This is a genomic window from Halorubrum sp. CGM5_25_10-8B, from assembly GCF_005435095.1.
GTDB lineage: Archaea > Halobacteriota > Halobacteria > Halobacteriales > Haloferacaceae > Halorubrum > Halorubrum ezzemoulense.
Map to the genome: position 1 here is coordinate 83,734 of NZ_SGTY01000007.1, position 16,986 is coordinate 100,719.

General features: G+C 59.1%; 12 protein-coding genes. 5 read left to right on the forward strand and 7 right to left on the reverse strand.

What is annotated here, in order from left to right; all coding sequences use genetic code 11:
* Nucleotides 1-245 precede the first annotated feature (245 nt).
* The 6 genes from EXE51_RS08210 to EXE51_RS08235 are packed head-to-tail and all read right to left on the reverse strand — an operon-like array spanning nt 246 to nt 7,352.
* Nucleotides 246-2,159: a hypothetical protein gene (locus tag EXE51_RS08210; RefSeq protein WP_137692417.1), complete on the reverse strand. Its 1,914-nt coding sequence runs from the start codon at nt 2,157-2,159 to the stop codon at nt 246-248.
* A complete protein-coding gene (locus EXE51_RS08215) occupies nt 2,159-4,480 on the reverse strand; it encodes a VirB4 family type IV secretion system protein (RefSeq protein ID WP_199234038.1) in 2,322 nt (773 codons plus the stop codon). The genes EXE51_RS08210 and EXE51_RS08215 overlap by 1 nt, the downstream gene beginning before the upstream one ends.
* Nucleotides 4,477-6,039, reverse strand: coding sequence for a YIP1 family protein (locus EXE51_RS08220; RefSeq protein ID WP_137692418.1), 1,563 nt, complete (start codon nt 6,037-6,039; stop codon nt 4,477-4,479). The genes EXE51_RS08215 and EXE51_RS08220 overlap by 4 nt, the downstream gene beginning before the upstream one ends.
* Nucleotides 6,032-6,499: a hypothetical protein gene (locus EXE51_RS08225; RefSeq protein WP_137692419.1), complete on the reverse strand. Its 468-nt coding sequence runs from the start codon at nt 6,497-6,499 to the stop codon at nt 6,032-6,034. The genes EXE51_RS08220 and EXE51_RS08225 overlap by 8 nt, the downstream gene beginning before the upstream one ends.
* Entirely contained in the window at nt 6,496-6,753 is a 258-nt protein-coding gene (locus tag EXE51_RS08230) for a hypothetical protein (protein WP_137692420.1), read from the reverse strand. The genes EXE51_RS08225 and EXE51_RS08230 overlap by 4 nt, the downstream gene beginning before the upstream one ends.
* A complete protein-coding gene (locus tag EXE51_RS08235) occupies nt 6,753-7,352 on the reverse strand; it encodes a hypothetical protein (protein ID WP_137692421.1) in 600 nt (199 codons plus the stop codon). Before EXE51_RS08235 ends, EXE51_RS08230 begins: the two co-directional genes overlap by 1 nt.
* Nucleotides 7,353-7,676: 324 nt before the next feature.
* Between EXE51_RS08235 and EXE51_RS08240 the strand changes: the two genes are divergently transcribed.
* From EXE51_RS08240 to EXE51_RS08250, 3 genes are all read left to right on the forward strand, one after another.
* Entirely contained in the window at nt 7,677-8,111 is a 435-nt protein-coding gene (locus EXE51_RS08240; protein WP_137692422.1) for a hypothetical protein, read from the forward strand.
* Nucleotides 8,112-8,292: 181 nt separating this feature from the next.
* The gene (locus EXE51_RS17730; protein WP_199234039.1) at nt 8,293-10,587 is read left to right on the forward strand and encodes a hypothetical protein; all 2,295 of its coding nucleotides are present in this window, start codon (nt 8,293-8,295) and stop codon (nt 10,585-10,587) included.
* Nucleotides 10,584-11,087, forward strand: a complete 504-nt coding sequence (locus tag EXE51_RS08250) for a hypothetical protein (RefSeq protein WP_137692423.1) — start codon at nt 10,584-10,586, stop codon at nt 11,085-11,087. The genes EXE51_RS17730 and EXE51_RS08250 overlap by 4 nt, the downstream gene beginning before the upstream one ends.
* Before the next feature lie 86 nt (nt 11,088-11,173).
* On the opposite strand, the gene EXE51_RS08255 is transcribed toward EXE51_RS08250, so the two are convergent.
* On the reverse strand, nt 11,174-11,494 hold the full coding sequence (locus EXE51_RS08255) for a hypothetical protein (protein ID WP_137692424.1): 321 nt from the start codon (nt 11,492-11,494) through the stop codon (nt 11,174-11,176).
* A 287-nt stretch (nt 11,495-11,781) separates the two neighbouring features.
* Between EXE51_RS08255 and EXE51_RS08260 the strand changes: the two genes are divergently transcribed.
* Both EXE51_RS08260 and EXE51_RS08265 read left to right on the forward strand, forming a co-directional pair.
* Complete coding sequence (locus EXE51_RS08260; protein WP_137692425.1) at nt 11,782-12,132, forward strand: hypothetical protein; 351 nt, start codon at nt 11,782-11,784, stop codon at nt 12,130-12,132.
* 298 nt (nt 12,133-12,430) lie between these two features.
* On the forward strand, nt 12,431-16,849 hold the full coding sequence (locus EXE51_RS08265; protein WP_137692426.1) for an ATP-binding protein: 4,419 nt from the start codon (nt 12,431-12,433) through the stop codon (nt 16,847-16,849).
* Nucleotides 16,850-16,986 lie beyond the last annotated feature (137 nt).

Below are 16,986 nucleotides of genomic sequence, written 5' to 3' on the forward strand. Positions count from 1 at the left end.
TTGTTTTCTATGACGTCGTTGGTTGGGTTCGGGGGGCCTGCGAGCGATTGCCCGTACAACCCGCTGGTTACGCGCCAGGGGTAGCGAGACGCCTATCCGGGTATCTCACCACCCTTAGACCGGTATTTGTATTTAAACTCCACACCGGCCCGCAGCAGAGCCACCATAGCGTGTTTGATGAACGTTCAGGTCGCGTTTCGAGGTTGCTACGGAACGATTCCGAATACTAACCAGCCGAGACGACTCTATAATTGACCTCTGCTCGAGCTTTCCGAGCCGATGTCGCCGCTCTTCGCAGCTTGAGACTGACCAGCGCTCACCTGCCCGAATTCTGAAAGCCGGCGATTCGGATTTGACGTCTCCTGCGGGCTATTCGAGCCGATCATTGGCTTACCAGATCGGCGACCCGCGGAATACGCGAGGTAGGAGTTGCCACCGACCCCACCAATCATCGCGGCCGCGCCAGTCTTCGCCGTGAACGTTCCTGCTTTCTTCCCGGTTCTCACGCCCTTCTTGCCGGTCTCCACACGGCGGTTCCGTGTAGAGTTCGTTGTGATGTCGCTCTCGGCGGTCGTGATGCGCTCGCTGGCATCCTGCTGGTCGGCTTTGGCCGCCCGGAACTTCTGCGTGAGGTTGACCGACCGCCTCGCTCCATCTGTCCCCATATACGACATCTTCCGGTCGAGCGTGTCGGGATCGGTCTTGAACTTCGGCTCTTGGTTCTCCATTGGATCAGCGTCGAGGAAGCCCTGTTTCTTGGCCTCAGCCATGTCCATCTCCTCGTTCGCCATCGCGTTCTGGATGAACTTCGCTTGCGACGACGCAGTTTTGTGGTCGGTTTGAGCCTCAGACAACGAGGCCTGTGCTGAGTCCAACTTTCCCGACGTTCCATAGTGGCCGATACGCTTTGTCGCCTGCTGGTGTGCGCCCTGCTTGACGCTGTTGACAGTGCCTTTCGCACGCGCCGTCATGCGACTCGAGAGGCCGGACCCGCCGGCCCCGACGTTCGCACTTCCGGCACTCCCCGCGCTTGCTCCCGAGCTCGAGGCCGCCGCACTCGAACCACCAGCGGCGCTACCGCCCGATGCGCTACCGGAGGCCGCACCGCCGGACCCACCAGCAGCCGCACCACCGGCCGCGCCAGCGACGGCGCCGCCGACAGCGGCCGTGACAGCCATCGTCGCGACTGTTGCCGCCTCACCAACCCCGATGGGCTGGCCCGCCCACGAGATGAGTTTCCAGATCGCCACGATGAGCACAACTGGGAAGAGCAGCATCAACGCCAGTTCGGCGAAGATCAGGCCAACTTCTCCAACAGTATTCTGTATCATCGCACCAGCGCTATCGGCGCTCCCGCCCGTTGCCTGGAGAATCCCACCGTGTTCGATGACTTGGAATGCCAACACAATGATGGCGATAATCGGGCCGGCTAACAGCGCGAAGACGCCCATCCGCATGAACGTCGCTCCGACGCTCCCCACCGACTTGAAGGGGCCGCGACCCACGAACCAGACGACCGCGAAAAACGGCGTCCCGATGTAGGCCATCCAAATCATGAACCAGCGCAGCAGCAGGAAGAACAACGCCAGTAGGAGCGACAGCACCGCAAGAATTGCGGCGACTATCGAGACGATGAACTTCATCGTCCACGTACCGAACGTCCTGGGTGCGCCGACGAGACCGTTCCCGTACCCATAGTTCGCCACCCTTGGGTCGGGGTCAAGGTTCAGAATCGCTATCGTGATGGCATTCGTCGCGTCAATTGCGAATCCCCAGGCGGGCTGGGAAACCCCGATTAACAACAGGACCATTACCGTCCGGACCAGGAGGTCCATCAACCCGGACTCACGGTCCTCGCTGAATGGCCACGCGATGAGCGCCAGCGCGATCATAATCGGGAGCAAGACCAGGGAAATCTCAAATATCCCAGTCCACGCCCCGTTCGCCGCCGTCGAACCGTGTGGGTTCGGGACTTTCAGCAGACCCTTCAGGAGCTCGTCAGTGAGCGCCGTCGACATCTCCGACGCTGCCGTATTAAGCGTATCAATAAGCCATCCCCAGATTGCCTCTGCGACCGAATCTGGGCCTAGCAACTGGAGCGGCACCAACGAACCAACCGCGAGCTGCGGAACCATCAGCACCAGCAGCGTGGGGTCCATCAGCGTTCTCCAGACGTCGAGACATCCGACACAGAACCATCGACGGAGTCCGACCCCGGCGACGGCTCTGGCGCGGCCCGATCCTGTGCGAACTCACCAGTGAGTTGTATATCCAGCTCGCGGTTCGTGATGTCCGGCATATCAGTCAGGTCCAGCTCGGACTCGACCGACCCAGCATCTTCGGGACGGCGCGTTTCCTCACGCTCCTCGATGTACGTCCACGGATCGAGGTTGTTGTCGATCATATGGTGCTCAAAGTCACCGGAGTGAACCTCGAGTCGGCGACGACCGTGTTTCGTCGTCGACAACAGACAGCCAGAGTACCCGGATTCCTGCCCACGAGGGGCCGACTGTAAGTACTTCACTTCAGCCGGGGAGAGGTCGAAGTACTCCTTTGTCGCGTCCGAGACCGACTGTGCATAGAACAGCATCTTGATGTCACAGTTCTCGTAAATCTCGCGACGCTCCTCCGTCCGCAGGAACTCGTGTGCCGTCTGACTCATCAGCGTCAGTCCGGCATCGTAGTGCCTGGCGTGGCGGATGAAGAGGTTAATCAGATCTCGTGTCGACTCCCGGCCCAACAGGTAGTGGGCCTCGTCAAACGTCACGTCGAAGCGATTCGGCGACCGCTTGGCCTCCAGGTACGCCCACTGCAACATCGCGTGAAGGATGAGCGGCATCTCGCCCGTGTCCGCGAAGGAACTCATGTCCATCACGACTAGCCGTGAGTTCAATTCAAGATTCGTCGTCCCATTTAGGTTGTAATTGATACCACCTGGCTTGAACGACTCAAACTTCGGTTCCAAGGACTTCGCGACCTCCTGGTGCTTTTCCGAGGGCATGAACACCGCCATCGGGACCGAAATCTCTGCGTCCATAATCGGTTCGCCCTCCTCAGAGAGCACGCCCATCTCGCAGAAGTGCTCAAACTCGGCTTCCTCGACGAGACCCTCCTTGAGCGCCGCCTCATAGCCACCGTGAGTGATGACTTGGACGCCTTGGATGAGATCGTCGATGATGGGTGACTCTTTCGCGTACGTCTCGTACTCGCCGAGGACAATCCCCTTCGAGAGATATGCGTAGTGGACCGCCTGAATCAGCATTCCCTCTTCCGCAGCGGGGAGGCCGCCCCGGTCTTCATAGTGCGTATTCAGCATCTCCACGACCGACCGAACCGTGAGCGGGTAGGTGTCCTCGGCCGCACCGAGGTCGCCCGACGGCGGTTCGATATCCATTGGATTTACCTTCTGTGCACCACCGAAGCGGATGACTTCTCCACCCAACTTCTCCGCGAAGAACGGGTAGTCGTCACCCGCTGGGTCGAACAGTACACACTGTACGGTCGGATCGGCCAGCAAGCGGCGGTAAATCTCGAGTTTCCGAGCGTAGGACTTTCCCGATCCCGTCTTCCCCGAGATGACCATCCCGTACCCGGAGTGTGCGTAGCGGTCGATGATGACTGGCCGACTCGTGTCGTCGAAGCCCATCATGATACCGTCCTCGTCGTAGATTGGCGGCTCGACGAGGTTGAACAGCGTCGCTAAGGCCTCTAACTGAATCGGGTGGACGTTCTTGATCGTGTCTGTCGCGAACGGGACAATCGTCCCGTTCCCCTCGATTTGCTGGTGGCGAAGCGCTGTCGTCTCGACGTCCTGTTCGGCGAGGATGGTGTCGACGCGCTCGCGCATCTCCTCGAGTTCCTCGTGAGAATCCGCGATTAACTCCAGATAGATGGCGATATCGTACACCTTCGTCGTCCCCCGGACCACGTCTTGAAGGATACGTAGGAGGTCCTCGCGCTCGAGTTCGTCCTGATGGGTGTCCGTTCGCCCTTTCCGATTCTTGAGCGCCAGCGACGTCGTCGCCTGCGTGTAGCGTCGCTGGAGTCGCTGGCGAGTCTTCGCGGGGTTACGCGGCGTAATGTGGAACGACAGTCGGAGATCGACGTCGGCGATCGTCAGCGGCACGAGCCACCCGAGATTGACCTTCCGTGGGAACCCCGTGACGGTCATAATCTGGGTAACTTTCTCGTCGCGGATTTGGAACTCGGGGTGTCGCTCCATTGCGCGAGGCGCGACGATCTTCTTGTCGAGTTTTCCGCGCTCTTCGAGCGACTCAATGGCCGAGACCAGCGGGATCTCTTCGGCCTGAAGTTGGTAGGCCGCCCACTCGATGTTCTTCCGGGTCGCATCGCGGTCGAGCAGCGTCAGGTACTCGAGCGCGAACTGCGTCTCCTCACCCGAGAGGTCGTCGATGGGGATGCGTTCAATCTCGTCTTCCTCAGTGCTGTTTCGCCCGAGGAGTCTGTGTGGGAAATTCATCGGTCAGCCTCGTTTCGCTCGTCCATCGTGCGTGTGTCCGCGTCCACGTCTGCCGCCGCAAGCGAGTCGTCCGCGTCCACGTCGCCGTTCGTCTCTTCAGAATCCACTTTTGCATGGCCGCCGTTGGTGAGGGTATCGGCATCCACCTCGCCGCCGCCAGCGACAGGCACCGTGACGAGATGCGAAAGGTCCACCCTCTGCCGAGATCGTACTGCGAGAACGACACAGAGCAATAACGCGGCCAGTCCAGCCGCGTACACTTCGACCGTGTGCGTCGTCACTGCTGCATTCGAGTCCCACTCAGAGGGGTACGCCTCGAGAAACAGGCTGATCGCATAGCCGACCACGCCGAGGCCAACCAGCGAGAGGGCCTTCGTCTTCTGCTCCGAGGGGAAAAGAACGACGAGACTCAACAGGAAAGCCGGGAGGCCTACTGCGCCAGTCGCGAACGACGCTGTCCGAGCCAGCCAGTAGATGTCCGACCCCCGTTGGGCGACCTCCATTGACCACACGAATCCACCCAACGCACCAGCGCCAAGGAGGAAACTCAGCAGCCCGACGAAGATCCCCGCGTAGATTGCTCTTGGGACGACCGGACGTGGACCGTGGGCTACTGGCCCGATGTTCCGTGCATACCATCGCAGAACGCGCGAGTTCGCCACTCGCTCGACGAAATCGGGATGTGTGTATCCCCCATCGCCGACGGCCGCGAGCGGCTCGGCATCAGATTCAATCTCTATTTCGGGGTACTCATCGGAGATACGGTCGAACTCGTAGTCGCCATCTTCGCTCGCCTCTGCCTTCGCCGCCGCCTCGACATCGTAGGCCGCGTCAGCGATATCCTGAACGTGGTCGTCAGGAAGGGTGTAGTTGCCCTGCGTGAACGAGATTGGCGGCTTCTCGCCGTGATAGACTTCGTAGAGGATCTCTAGGACGGCCGCTCGCGTATCAATAAGCTCCGTCTTCACCTGCGTTTGGGGGAGTTTTGAGGCCACGCGCTGGGCGCGGGCTTTCACTTCCTCAATGCAGGCCGCTTCTGTCTCGCTATCTGGCTCGATATCGTTCCCTTCGGGCAAGAACGCCCGAAGCTGGGCCATAACCCCGTTGTCATCCTCTTCACCTTTTGTGACCGAGACCGCGACGTAGAATTCGCGGTCACGAATCTCTGCCACGTCGACGACGTTCCGGAGCCACTCAGCGTGATACCGCCGACCGTAATCCATCAGCGGCGACTCGTCGATCGCGGAGCCGTCGTCGGCATCGCCTTCGTCCACCCCGATGAGCGGCTGGTCGATGTCCTCGAATCGCTCTAAGTAGGGCTCAGGATCGTACTGGGTCGTCATCGAGAGAATCTGCGTCGGGAACTGGACCCCGCGCAGGAACGTCATGAACGACAGATAGAGGCTATCTCGGCGTTCCTCGGAGAGAATGAGCCATTCGCGGGGCTGTACCCGCATGAGCATCGCGTAGGTGGTAGGCGTTTCTACGACGCCGCCGTCACGGACATTCTTGAAGTCCATGAGGTCCAGCGTCGAACCGGCGTTTTCGTATTCAGTCATTCTGTATCTCTTCGAGTGTTGTTGCCGTAACAGGCCACTCCGCAGCGCCTTCGTTATCTGTGTCTACAGTCGATTCTCTGTCCAGAGCATCCGTTACGTCACTCTCATCGGTGTCGGGACGCCCCGTGATCCAGCCCTCGATGAGTTCACGATGTGCGATATCGTGTTCGCCAGCCTCTGGCGGCTTCCAGAGGTACTCCGTTCGTCCTCGGAAGTGTCGGGCCATCGCCGCCGCATACCGAATCGGTCGTTGGCCCTCCGGTGTCCGCGTGTAAGTCGCGAGGCCAACGACGCTCCCGAGGATCACGAACGGCCCCGTGATCAACAGTGGTAGTCCAATCGCATAGAGGACGATCGGGACGATGAGCGGCGGCCCCAACGACTCGGCCAGCTTCCGGGCCGAAACTCCGAACACCTTCGATGCGAGCAGATGCGACGCCATCGGGATGTCCTTGCTCATCCGACTACCTCGTCGATCTCTCCCAAAACGTCGTCTTTCCCTCCGTCCTCATGGGCGTCGACGCCGCCGCCGGCGCCGGCGCGTAGGTGCTCTGGCGCTCGGAACTCTTCCGGCCAGTGGCGTTCGGCGGCGAGCAACCGCTGTTCGGCTTTCAACAACATCCCCCGCCAAGTGAGGCCGTACTTTCTGCGGACGGAGTTGAGCCATTCGTACTCCTCTTGCGAGGTGATTCTGATGCGCGTACTCCCTGGCATCAGTACTCTTCCTCATAATCGTACAGATAGTCGCCATAGACTTCCCATTCGTCGAGTTCGTCATCGTGATGCTCACCGCCTTTCCCGTCGCGACGAAGGACATTCCATACATCATCGTGTGTATCGAGGTGGAGTACGTCGGTCTCTTCGACAGCGCGAACTTCCTGTGCGTCCCACTGTTTGTAAGCACGTGCTCGGTCAGTATCACCTCCCGACGGCTGTACTTCCATATCCTCGGATTCAGGAGTGTGATCTCTCTCGGTTTTACACGGTCTCTGCGCATCGGTGTCCGTCTCTTCATCGAATGCAGAGGGAGATACCTCGGTCGTCGCTCGGATGCGCTGACGCTCGCGGATTTGGGCATGTAACTCCTTGGCTAACCCTGAACGGTTCTGGTCTCCGGGTTTCACAAGCGAGCCGGGAAGCGCTGTCGCGAGTTCTGGGTGGAGCTCTGTGAGGGCCTTGAGCAAATCTATACTTTCTGCGTGTTTTGCCCCCTCGAGCAGGACGCCGCGCCAAACCATCCCGTGCCGATCACGGAGTTTGCGGAGGCGATCAGCCTCCTGTCGAGAGTGCCAATCAACTTGGATTTCAGGCATAGGACGATGTTCTCATTAATTGGGTCGTAGACAGAGTCCCGGTGACACTCATCAGAAGCCGGCGAGTGCCACTGAGCGTATCGACACGCCTAACAGCCTCTCGCCTAGGTTGGGAGAGCGAGCCGCCGCCCGACTCGCGAGCGACCGACTGATGATTGCCAGGATTTCCATCGACATTCGTATGCCATCCGAGTTTAAGAAGTTTTCAAGCCTACATTTACTGTAGAAATGTGGCCGGGGAGTGTATTTAGCCGCAGACGACCTCCCATGCTGTACCAACCACCATCGCCGTCACGCCAGACGGTGCGCGGAGAGAACACCCCTATGATAGCACTACAACCAGCGGCCACCGGGGCCGCTAGTCAGTGGCTCATCCTCATCGAGCCTCTCTCAATGTCCGGTACAGCCTTCAACGTGGTCTCCTCGGTCGGCCTGTTGCTCCGAGCAGTTGCGGACCCACTCCACTTGTCCGTGGATGCGCAGGGGGCTTCGTTCGTTCCCGTACAATCGAGCGCGGATCTCAGCACTCTCATCGCTGATCTGAAAGACGCGATCAAAATCCCCGGCTGGGTGGGCACCCTCCTCAAATGGAGTGGCCTTATCACGATGATCATCGGAATCATCGCCTACTTCGTCAGCCCCTCTCTGAACAACCGACGACGCGGATTTATGATGGCGACCACTGGAGTCGTCGTCTCGATTATCGGCTTCGCCTTCCCGGTCTTCATCCGCCTTATTGACTATGTCCTCTCGGGCTGACTCCCCTCAGAGGGACACCGACGGCTCGCTGACCGAGGTGCGCCAAAACGACACCACGCTGAGAGAGCGTGTCGCGTCGGGTGGTTGTACATTCCGGTCAGGACTTTGCGAGTGGAGCCTCTGTCTCCCCTGGTTCAGCTCTAGAAAGTACTCCCATCGCACGCGCGCGTACATCGCAGCAGTGCTCACGGCCTCGCTACTCCTCGCGTCTGTCAGCGTCGTTACCGCCGCTGGACTGGGGACGATCACCGCAATACCCTCCTCCGATCCTGGCATCGATAAACGGTACGACGATACCTACCGCATCCTCGCGAACAACGACGACGATGTCGATCCGAGTGACATCTCATACAGCGGCTACTTTGAGAACGACTATCCATACGGTCCGACCGAGCTCAGTGCCCGATCGCAATCGCCCTCGCAGATGCTTCGATATGCCGCGACGCAGGATGTCTACGTCAGAAACCTCGGCGATTTCCAAGCTGTTCCCTACCGGGACCGATGGACGCGCTACGCTGATATTCACTCCTATCAGGAGACGCAATTCCTCAGAGCACATGATAAAAACACCTACGACGGGCCGACGAGCACAGACGGAGAGTGGTTCGTTCGCGTCACCAGCCAATACGGTGGGTGGCAACCCGTCTACAACGCCGAAGTCAGGTGGAATCCCAACGCAGAGGAACACTACGTTGCCAACCCAGAGGGAGCCCTCGTTCACGAAGCGTACTACTCGAACACAATTGACCGGAACCTCCACACTGCCGGCCAGTACACGCAGTATGCCCAGGACCCCGACCGGGTCGCCATCCCGATAGTGAACGGTCGAGAACTCTACCCCGCCAGCGATGGAGCGGGTATGCCCCGGCAATGGGGGCAGTCAGATTTCAATATCGTTCGAGATGCGTGGGTCGGCATCAACCACGTTTTCGGCGGAGTTTGGTATCGCGATAGTTACGTGGTGGGTGGGGTTCCGACCCGGGGTGCCTACGTTTCCTTCGACCACCGAGCCGTCGCACCGCCAGACTACGGCTACGAAGATCAATGCCGGAAGAAGCATATCCATCGCTGGACGCACACCCACAACAACTCTACCCACACGCATACGCGCACCCACTGGCACTACTACGACCGGACGAAGTGGGCCGAGTACGAACTCGTCGACTCTAGTGCCGAAGTAACCTCTGTTCGTCTTGACCGGCCTGGATTCAGCGGTGACTCCGAATGGGCGAAGTTCGGAGACACCACTTGGATTGCCATCGAAGACCCGTCCAGCACGCCACTCGAATATCCTCGAGGTGAATATACCCTCACTGCCACGCTCCAAGTGACGAGCGAGGTCGAAAGTCGCTGGGGAATCACGAGTTCACGATGCAACGAATGGTCGCGGTCCAGTACGGACACGTACACGCACACGACGCGGTATAGCGTCCCTGTGACTATCACCGACTTCGATTCGCCCAACCTCAACATCAGCGTCGTTCACATCGACGGCGAAGGCGATGACCGGCTGCTCGTTACATGGACGGGCGATCAAGACCTTCCCCACGACCCATGGAGACAGGTTCAGATCGACATCAATGGGAAAGTCATCAACATCGACTCACCGTGGCGCTTCTACGGCGTCTCACGGAACGATGGGGTAGAAGTCCGGACTGAGAGCGGGTCAAGTACTCGCAATGTTACCTACACGCACGACGACCGCTGGCCGGCGATCTACCACTACCAGACGAGTGTCGCCAACGTCACGATGAGCTTCCCCCACCAACAGCGATCCGTCACAACCCAACGCTGGGGCTACCTCAGAATGGTCGATACACGCGTCGATGTCCGCCCCGGTGGCGCACCACTCCCAACCGGCGTCGACGATCCGGATAACGATGCCCCGACCGAACTCTACAGACAGTACGCCGTTACCCTCAACTCCAACGACCTCGAAACGGGTGAGACGGCCACCGCGACCGCAAATAACCCCTTCGGAGCGAGTCTCGACGACCGGCTCGAGGTTTCTACCAAACTGTACTCTCCAACCGTCCTTCGACTGATGGAGATCAATCGCTCATCGACGGGCCAAAATCACGAAGGAACGCTCATCTTGACCGATACGAACAGCAACTTCCTCGCCGGTAAGACTATTACGGTCACGCAAGGAGACGGGACGGAGTGGACCGTGACCACGGATTCCGGGGGCCGTGCCCCAGTCACGTGGGACGGTATGTCCCTTCGAGCCCGCTACGACGGTGATGTCTGGGACACCGGCCCGGGGAATCCGTACTATAAGTGCGACAGTATCCTCTATCTTTTGCCGCCAGGTACGGTTGCCTTTGCAGCCGTGGGAACCGTCGGTCAGTACATCTCCGCGGCGATCAATAACACGTTCATCTTCGTTGAGTGGCTCGCACTCGGCATCTTCGCGGTCTGGTACGTGCGGATGCGCCGTCGAACGACCAAGCGTGGCGGAGGAAAGAAAGCGTGAGTAGCGTCGGGAGTTTCGTCGAGCCGTTCCTCCGCATCTACCAGATTATGGAGGTAATCGGGCGCTACGGGATGCTTATCGCACTCGTGATTGGCGTGATTGGCTGGTTCTACGCCTCGGACGACGCCCGCTCGATGACCCGCTACCGAGGGATGGTCGTCGGCGGTGCGGGTGGGTTTGTCGCCATCGTTGCCCTCGACGTCATCTACGACGTCTTCGTGTTCATTCTGGGGACGCAATTCCTCCCTGCCGGCTGGCCCTACGGCGCTGTCTCGGGTTCACATGCGGCCTCCCTCTCACAGCTCGCAACCGCTCTCAGTCTCGCGCTCGAAGCGCTCGGCCTCGCCATCTTCGTCACCGGATTGACCTGGTGGGCGTTCGGCACTCGAGATTCACTCGCAGACGCACGAGGGCGGCGTGGTATCGTTATCGGACTCACTCTCGTCGGAGCAAGTATCGGCGGTAACGTGTTCAGTACACTCGCTTGGATCGTCCTCTAAAACAGCGGCTCACCGGGATTTTCGTATTTTCCCTCAGCGTGTGGTCACAGTACAGCAGGAACGTGGTCTAGCCGAAACCACGTAGATCAGTCAGTTCGATCGTCTGTAGGCATCGAGAACGTCTGGTCGTCTGTGTCTGGGAGGACCGGGAACTCTGGATTCTCAAAGGCATCGGCTTCGGGGAACCCAACCGAATCAAGGAGTTCGTTGATCGCCTCGTCGAACGCCTTTCTCCTAGTTGGATGTCGCGTCTTGGAGATCCTCGGGCGTTTATGCGCAGTCAGGCGCTTGTAGGCAGTTATACGCGCATGCGTGTCCCGATGTAGACTGATATTAATCGGCTTTTCAGGCTTGTTGTGGTCGGCAGCAGTACCCGTCGTTGAGTTGATATCATCTTTAGACGACATTTTCTCCTCTCATGGACTTTCCCTGTATAGGGTGTTTTCTGTCCACACCTAGCGACGCATAGCACCTAAATAAACTGAGCGGTCAATCCACACAATCCCGCGTCTCTGCGAATCCCCCTGATATCCCGCGTATATTATGGAAGCTTGGATAGCAGTCTCAGATAGCCCTCAGACAGCGATTGTTGAATATCGTCTTGATCACATTCTCACATCTACCACATTCTTACATTCAATGTGGGCTGGGCTTCTTTATTTGTGGTCTTTGCGTACCTGATTCGAGGAATCACATGAACACTCACTCAGTAACGAAGCACCTCAAGAAGCACCGAGTTCCCATCCTCGTAGCGCTCATTGCGCTGATCCTCTTCGTCCAACCCGTCGCGGCACAGACCGCTGGGGCTGGCACGAGTGGCTTGGAAAGCATCATGACTAACCTGTACGACACTGTACTGCTCGTTCTGAAGTACGCCGGTCTCGTCGGACTCGCGCTGGGCGCAGTCGTCTGGTTTACCGCACGGAAGAACTCCGACCGTGCAGAGAACGGAATGTGGCTTATGATCGGTGGGGGCAGCATGACAGTCTTCTACTTTGGCGTTACCGTCTTTGTGGCGCTGCTTGAGTGGATCGCCACCCCTTGATTTGTCAAGTACAGATACAAATAGCAGACTATCACCACCCCACCGTGCCTGACCCACCAAGCGGTCCTTTCTGGGCGGGATTGTTTCGCCGTTCGGGAGCGGCAGCCTCCGAGCTACCTGAACCACCGGCATCCGTGAGACGAGACGCTCACACGCAAATCACAAAAATGATCAGCAGCATCCACAGTAATCGAATTGACCCCTCTGCGGGTACGCTCTCGACCGTTGCACACGTACGCTTGGGTGATGACTTCACCCCCGTACCCGCGATTGTGCCTGTCCCCGTGGCGGTGGCGCGATGACCACAGACCCTTCCGACCGCGAGAAGGCAGCCAGCGACGCCGAGACCGACACCTCGAACGACTCTCGACCAACTGAGAGTGTGTTCGAGCGGAAAGGTATCGACATCTCGAACATCGGAACGGCCAAACCGAATTCAGCCTTACGAGGGCGAAAGCGGTCCCCGATAGTCGACGCCACAATCACCGATACGTCGGTATCTGAGAGGACGAAGTCAGATACAGACAGCGAGTACCAAGCCCAGGGTGGCCGTGATGGACTCTCCGCAGAGACTCGTACGGAATCATCAGATCTTGACTGCGTCAACACGCCTGCAGCCATCGATAGCGGCACCGCCGATGGTGAACGCGAAGACCGCCTCACCGCCTACGAGGACGTCGAGACCGGGTCAGGGCCGGGAACGAAACTTGGCGACCCCATCGAAGCCCGCCCGTACATCCACATCTCGCCTGCCCGCGAGCAGGTCACGCCCGGTAACATCATCGCAGGGCTCTTCGGCCTGTATCGGGCCGGTGTCACCGACACTGGGCGGTTCAACATCGTCGGTCGTCTTGGACTCAAAGACACGAAGAAAACCTTCGAGTTCGTCGTCCACAAGCCGCGAGACACCAAACGCTTCGACTTCTACCTCTCGGTGACGCCCTACGACGCAACCGCGTTCAAGACACTCGCTGCCAACGTCGCTGCGATGTATCCTGAGTCCTTCGAGTTCGAGATCGTCCCGTTCAACCCTGTGGCTGCGTTCGCCAGCGATAACGGCAACGCACAGGTCGGCGGGCGACGCATCGCCACCCTCGATGATATTGGCGACCTCGAACGCCTCAGCGGGTTCGAGGACCCCACCGTGTTCGAGGACCACGATATCGGTCGCGACGATGGTCCCTCTCCCGAAGAAGCCGAACAGCAGCTCATTAAGAAAGGTGTCCCGCTCCGTCCCGAGGAAGTTCCCGAGGAGAAGCGCCCCTCGCTAGTTCGCTGGAAAGGAATCTCATCGAAAAAGAACGACTGGATGACGCTCTTGCGGCCGTTCAGCGACATCGCGACGGATAACGACGACCAGTATCGGTCACCCCTCAGCGTTCTCCTTGAACAGGCCGTACACTCCGACGACCCGTTTATATTCCAGACTGTGTTCAAGCCACGGCCAGATTGGACGAGTGAAGCCGAGGTTCACAAGCGCAACCTCAAGATGGGCAACCACGGGACGCTCAGCGCATTCAAAAACGAATTCGCCCGACAGATGTTCGGCACTTCAGAACAGGAACGCCGCAACATCCACGGAGGCGATATCTCCGAACAAGTCGGTGGGACCGTCACCGCTGGAGACAGCGACAAGATCACCGGCTCACGGATGGCCCAGATCGACCACAAACAGCCCACGACGACGTTCGACCTCACGCTCCGGGCCGCGTGTAACGAACAGACCATCCAGAGCATCTCGAACGCGTTCACCTCGCTGTCAGGGCCCTACTACGGCATCGAAGGCGATCTCCTCGGCATCAGCGACAAGGAGTTGGCTGCGCTCTGTCACGCCCGCCTTGCGACCTCGAGCGGGCTCTCCGGGCGTTTTAGCAAAGGCGATCCCATCCTGTGTGCCTCGCCCGACGAACTCGCGAACTTCGTCGTCGTCCCCCACACTGACGCTCTCCCGCGCGCGAGCCGAGGGTCATCCGGTGGGTCACCCGACGCTCGCTCACCACTCACCGCGACCGACGAGGACCTCCTCTCGAAGTACAGCCACGGGATGCACATCGGCTACGCCGAGACTGCCGTCGATAACCGGCCCGACATCCCGATCAGCCTGAGCGCCGAGCAGCTCACCCACCACATCATGCGCGCGGCCACGACGGGTGGCGGGAAGACCACCGCGATGATTAACGACGCCCTCAGTGCCTACGACTCGTTCGACGGCCCCATCTTCGTCTTCGACAAGAAGGGTGGCTCGATGACCGAGCAATACAAGCGCGCCCACTTCAAGAAATTCGGGAACCTCGACGACGTCGTCCACATCCCCGTCCCGGGGCCGAACGACGAAGTCCTCGCGTTCCCCTACTTCGATATTCGCCCGCAGCTCGCCGCCGGCGTCAGTCGAACGGTCGCTGTCCAAGAGAAGATCGACCGCTACAACGAACTGCTCGTGTACGTCCTCGGTCGAGAAATGGCTGACCAGGCGTTTGTCGCCCAAGAAATCCTCAACAGCCTCATCAAAGCGAAGTTCGACTCCGTCTACGGCAAGGACGCGTGGCCCATCAGCGAACTCCTCACGGCCGCGATGAATATGCAGAAATTGGGGAGCATGGATGGGGCGACCAAGGCCCAAGGCAAACTCCCAAATGTGAGCGACGACACGCTCAGGCGGACCCTTCAGCGCCACGTCGACGCCGACCGCCAGCGGTTCATGACCTCCATCGACGCGGTGATGAATCGGATAACCAAACTCGCCGAGCGGTCGTTCATCTGGCGGATTCTCAACTTTGTCCCCGAGTGGGACGACGAGAGCGGCCACTACGCCCACCAGTCGCCGATGTTCGACATTCAGAATATCCTCGCGAGCAAGCGCGTCGTCCTCATCGACACCGGCGACCTCCGGCCCGCCTCGAGTAACCTCTTCACGTTCATGCTGCTCGATTACATCTGGTCCGGCGCTCGGCTCCGCCACCGCCTCGGAAAGACCCCCTCCGTCAGTGATGGCTACGTGATCAACCTGATTATCGACGAGGCTGCGCCGCTACTCCAGTCGGAACTCGTCCGCGACGATATGATTCCCGACGGCCGTGAGTTCGGCCTCGCACTTGAGGTAATCGTTCACTTCGCCGAGCAGGTGAAAGCTGACGCACTCGACGTCTCCTCCTACAAAGAGATCCTACGGAACATCAACACGAAACTCATCGGCAAGCTCGCCGTCGACGAAGAGCTCGTCATGACGCTGTTCCACGAGGGGATCGACGACGAGGAACTCGTCGACCGGATTACGTCACTCCCGCGTGGGGAGTGGGTGGCCCAACTCCCCGATACGGGCTTCATGACGGATGTTCCCGAACTTGTCACGCTCCTCCCGGTCGGCATCCCCGCCGGCCACTGGGACTCGGACGACCCCGTGACTGAGGATTCACTCTCGCCCTACGGTGACTCCTTCGGGGAGATCGACGCGAAGAAAACACGCCAAACGCGGGACGACTACTGTCTCGTTCCCGGAAGCAACACGGACGCCTCCGCCGAGCAACTCTCGGCGTCCCACCTCGAATCTGGAGGCGACTCCACCGATCCGAACGCACACCACGACGATGTGTCCGGTACCGACTCCGACTCTGAAGAGGACGTCTGGGAGAGCCGGCGGAACACAGCAACTCAGGTCGGGACGCAACCTGCAACTGGTGACGCTCAGACTAACTCCTCAAGCCGTCTCACTCGACCCGCAGACGAGCTCACGGACGACTTCGGTTCGCGCCGAGCAGTCCTCGATGGAAACGGTGGCGCTCAGGCCGAATCACTCGCTGAAAATGGCGGTGAGGATTCGATAAGCAATCTGGAAGATCGTATCAACGACTTCCTCTACCACGGGACCGACTCAACAAGCACGGACGAGACCGATACCACCGGTACACACGATGGGGCGGTGAGGGACACGATCCCCGCCAATAGAACGAGGACGGCCACGGATAGTCCCTTAGACGCGGAGCACACCGACCGGCAAAATACTCGTCTTGGTGGCGTTGGCTCAGGCATGGACGAGGCTCTGACAGTTCAAGAGCGGCAATTCCTCGCAGCTATCGTGACGACTGTCAACGGTCGACACCCCAAGTTCGACATCGTCGAGACCATGAAGCCGATCAACAGTCATTTCCCTGATGTAGACTCTGAGCGCCTTATCGGCCTCGGCTATCTGGAGGAGATGACCGAGAATCTTCGCGTCTACTACACCGTTACCGAGGACGGCCAGCGTGCGTGTGGCGCACGGGTTGTATTCGGAGAAGACCAGGGTGATGTGAACGAGAAGACATACCACAAGGTGATGGTCGAGGTACTCGCTCGCACACTCGCGAACGACGAAAACCATCACTACTTCGTCAAACGATATACCCCAATCTTCGGGACAGACGTGAAGCCCGATGTCGTTGCGTACAGAGATGATAAGCCAGCTGTAATCGGGGAGGCAATCTGGAACGTTCGCCACGAGCACATCGTCAAGCACTACGAGGACTTCAACCGCTTCGAAGTCGAGAAGAAGATCTGGATTGTCCCGAATCTCTCAGAAGCAAAGAATATCATACGAGCCCTCCATAATGCGGGGCTGATCGACGAAATGCCCGCCGAACGAAACAGTCGCTCCTACGCCGACATAACCCGAGCTACCTGGGGCAACGACAGCGAGTGGCAGTTCGTTGGTGTCTCAAATCTCCTCGATGAACTCCAGTAGCCATTTCTGGGGGTTCGCACAAAGTGCGCGCACGGCGCGCACGAGGGGTATGAGCGTTCTATCCCCCGAATTGCGGTCTGAGACGACTTCCCTACCGTTACAACTTAGCGCACGTGCTCACAACACCTTAGATGGTC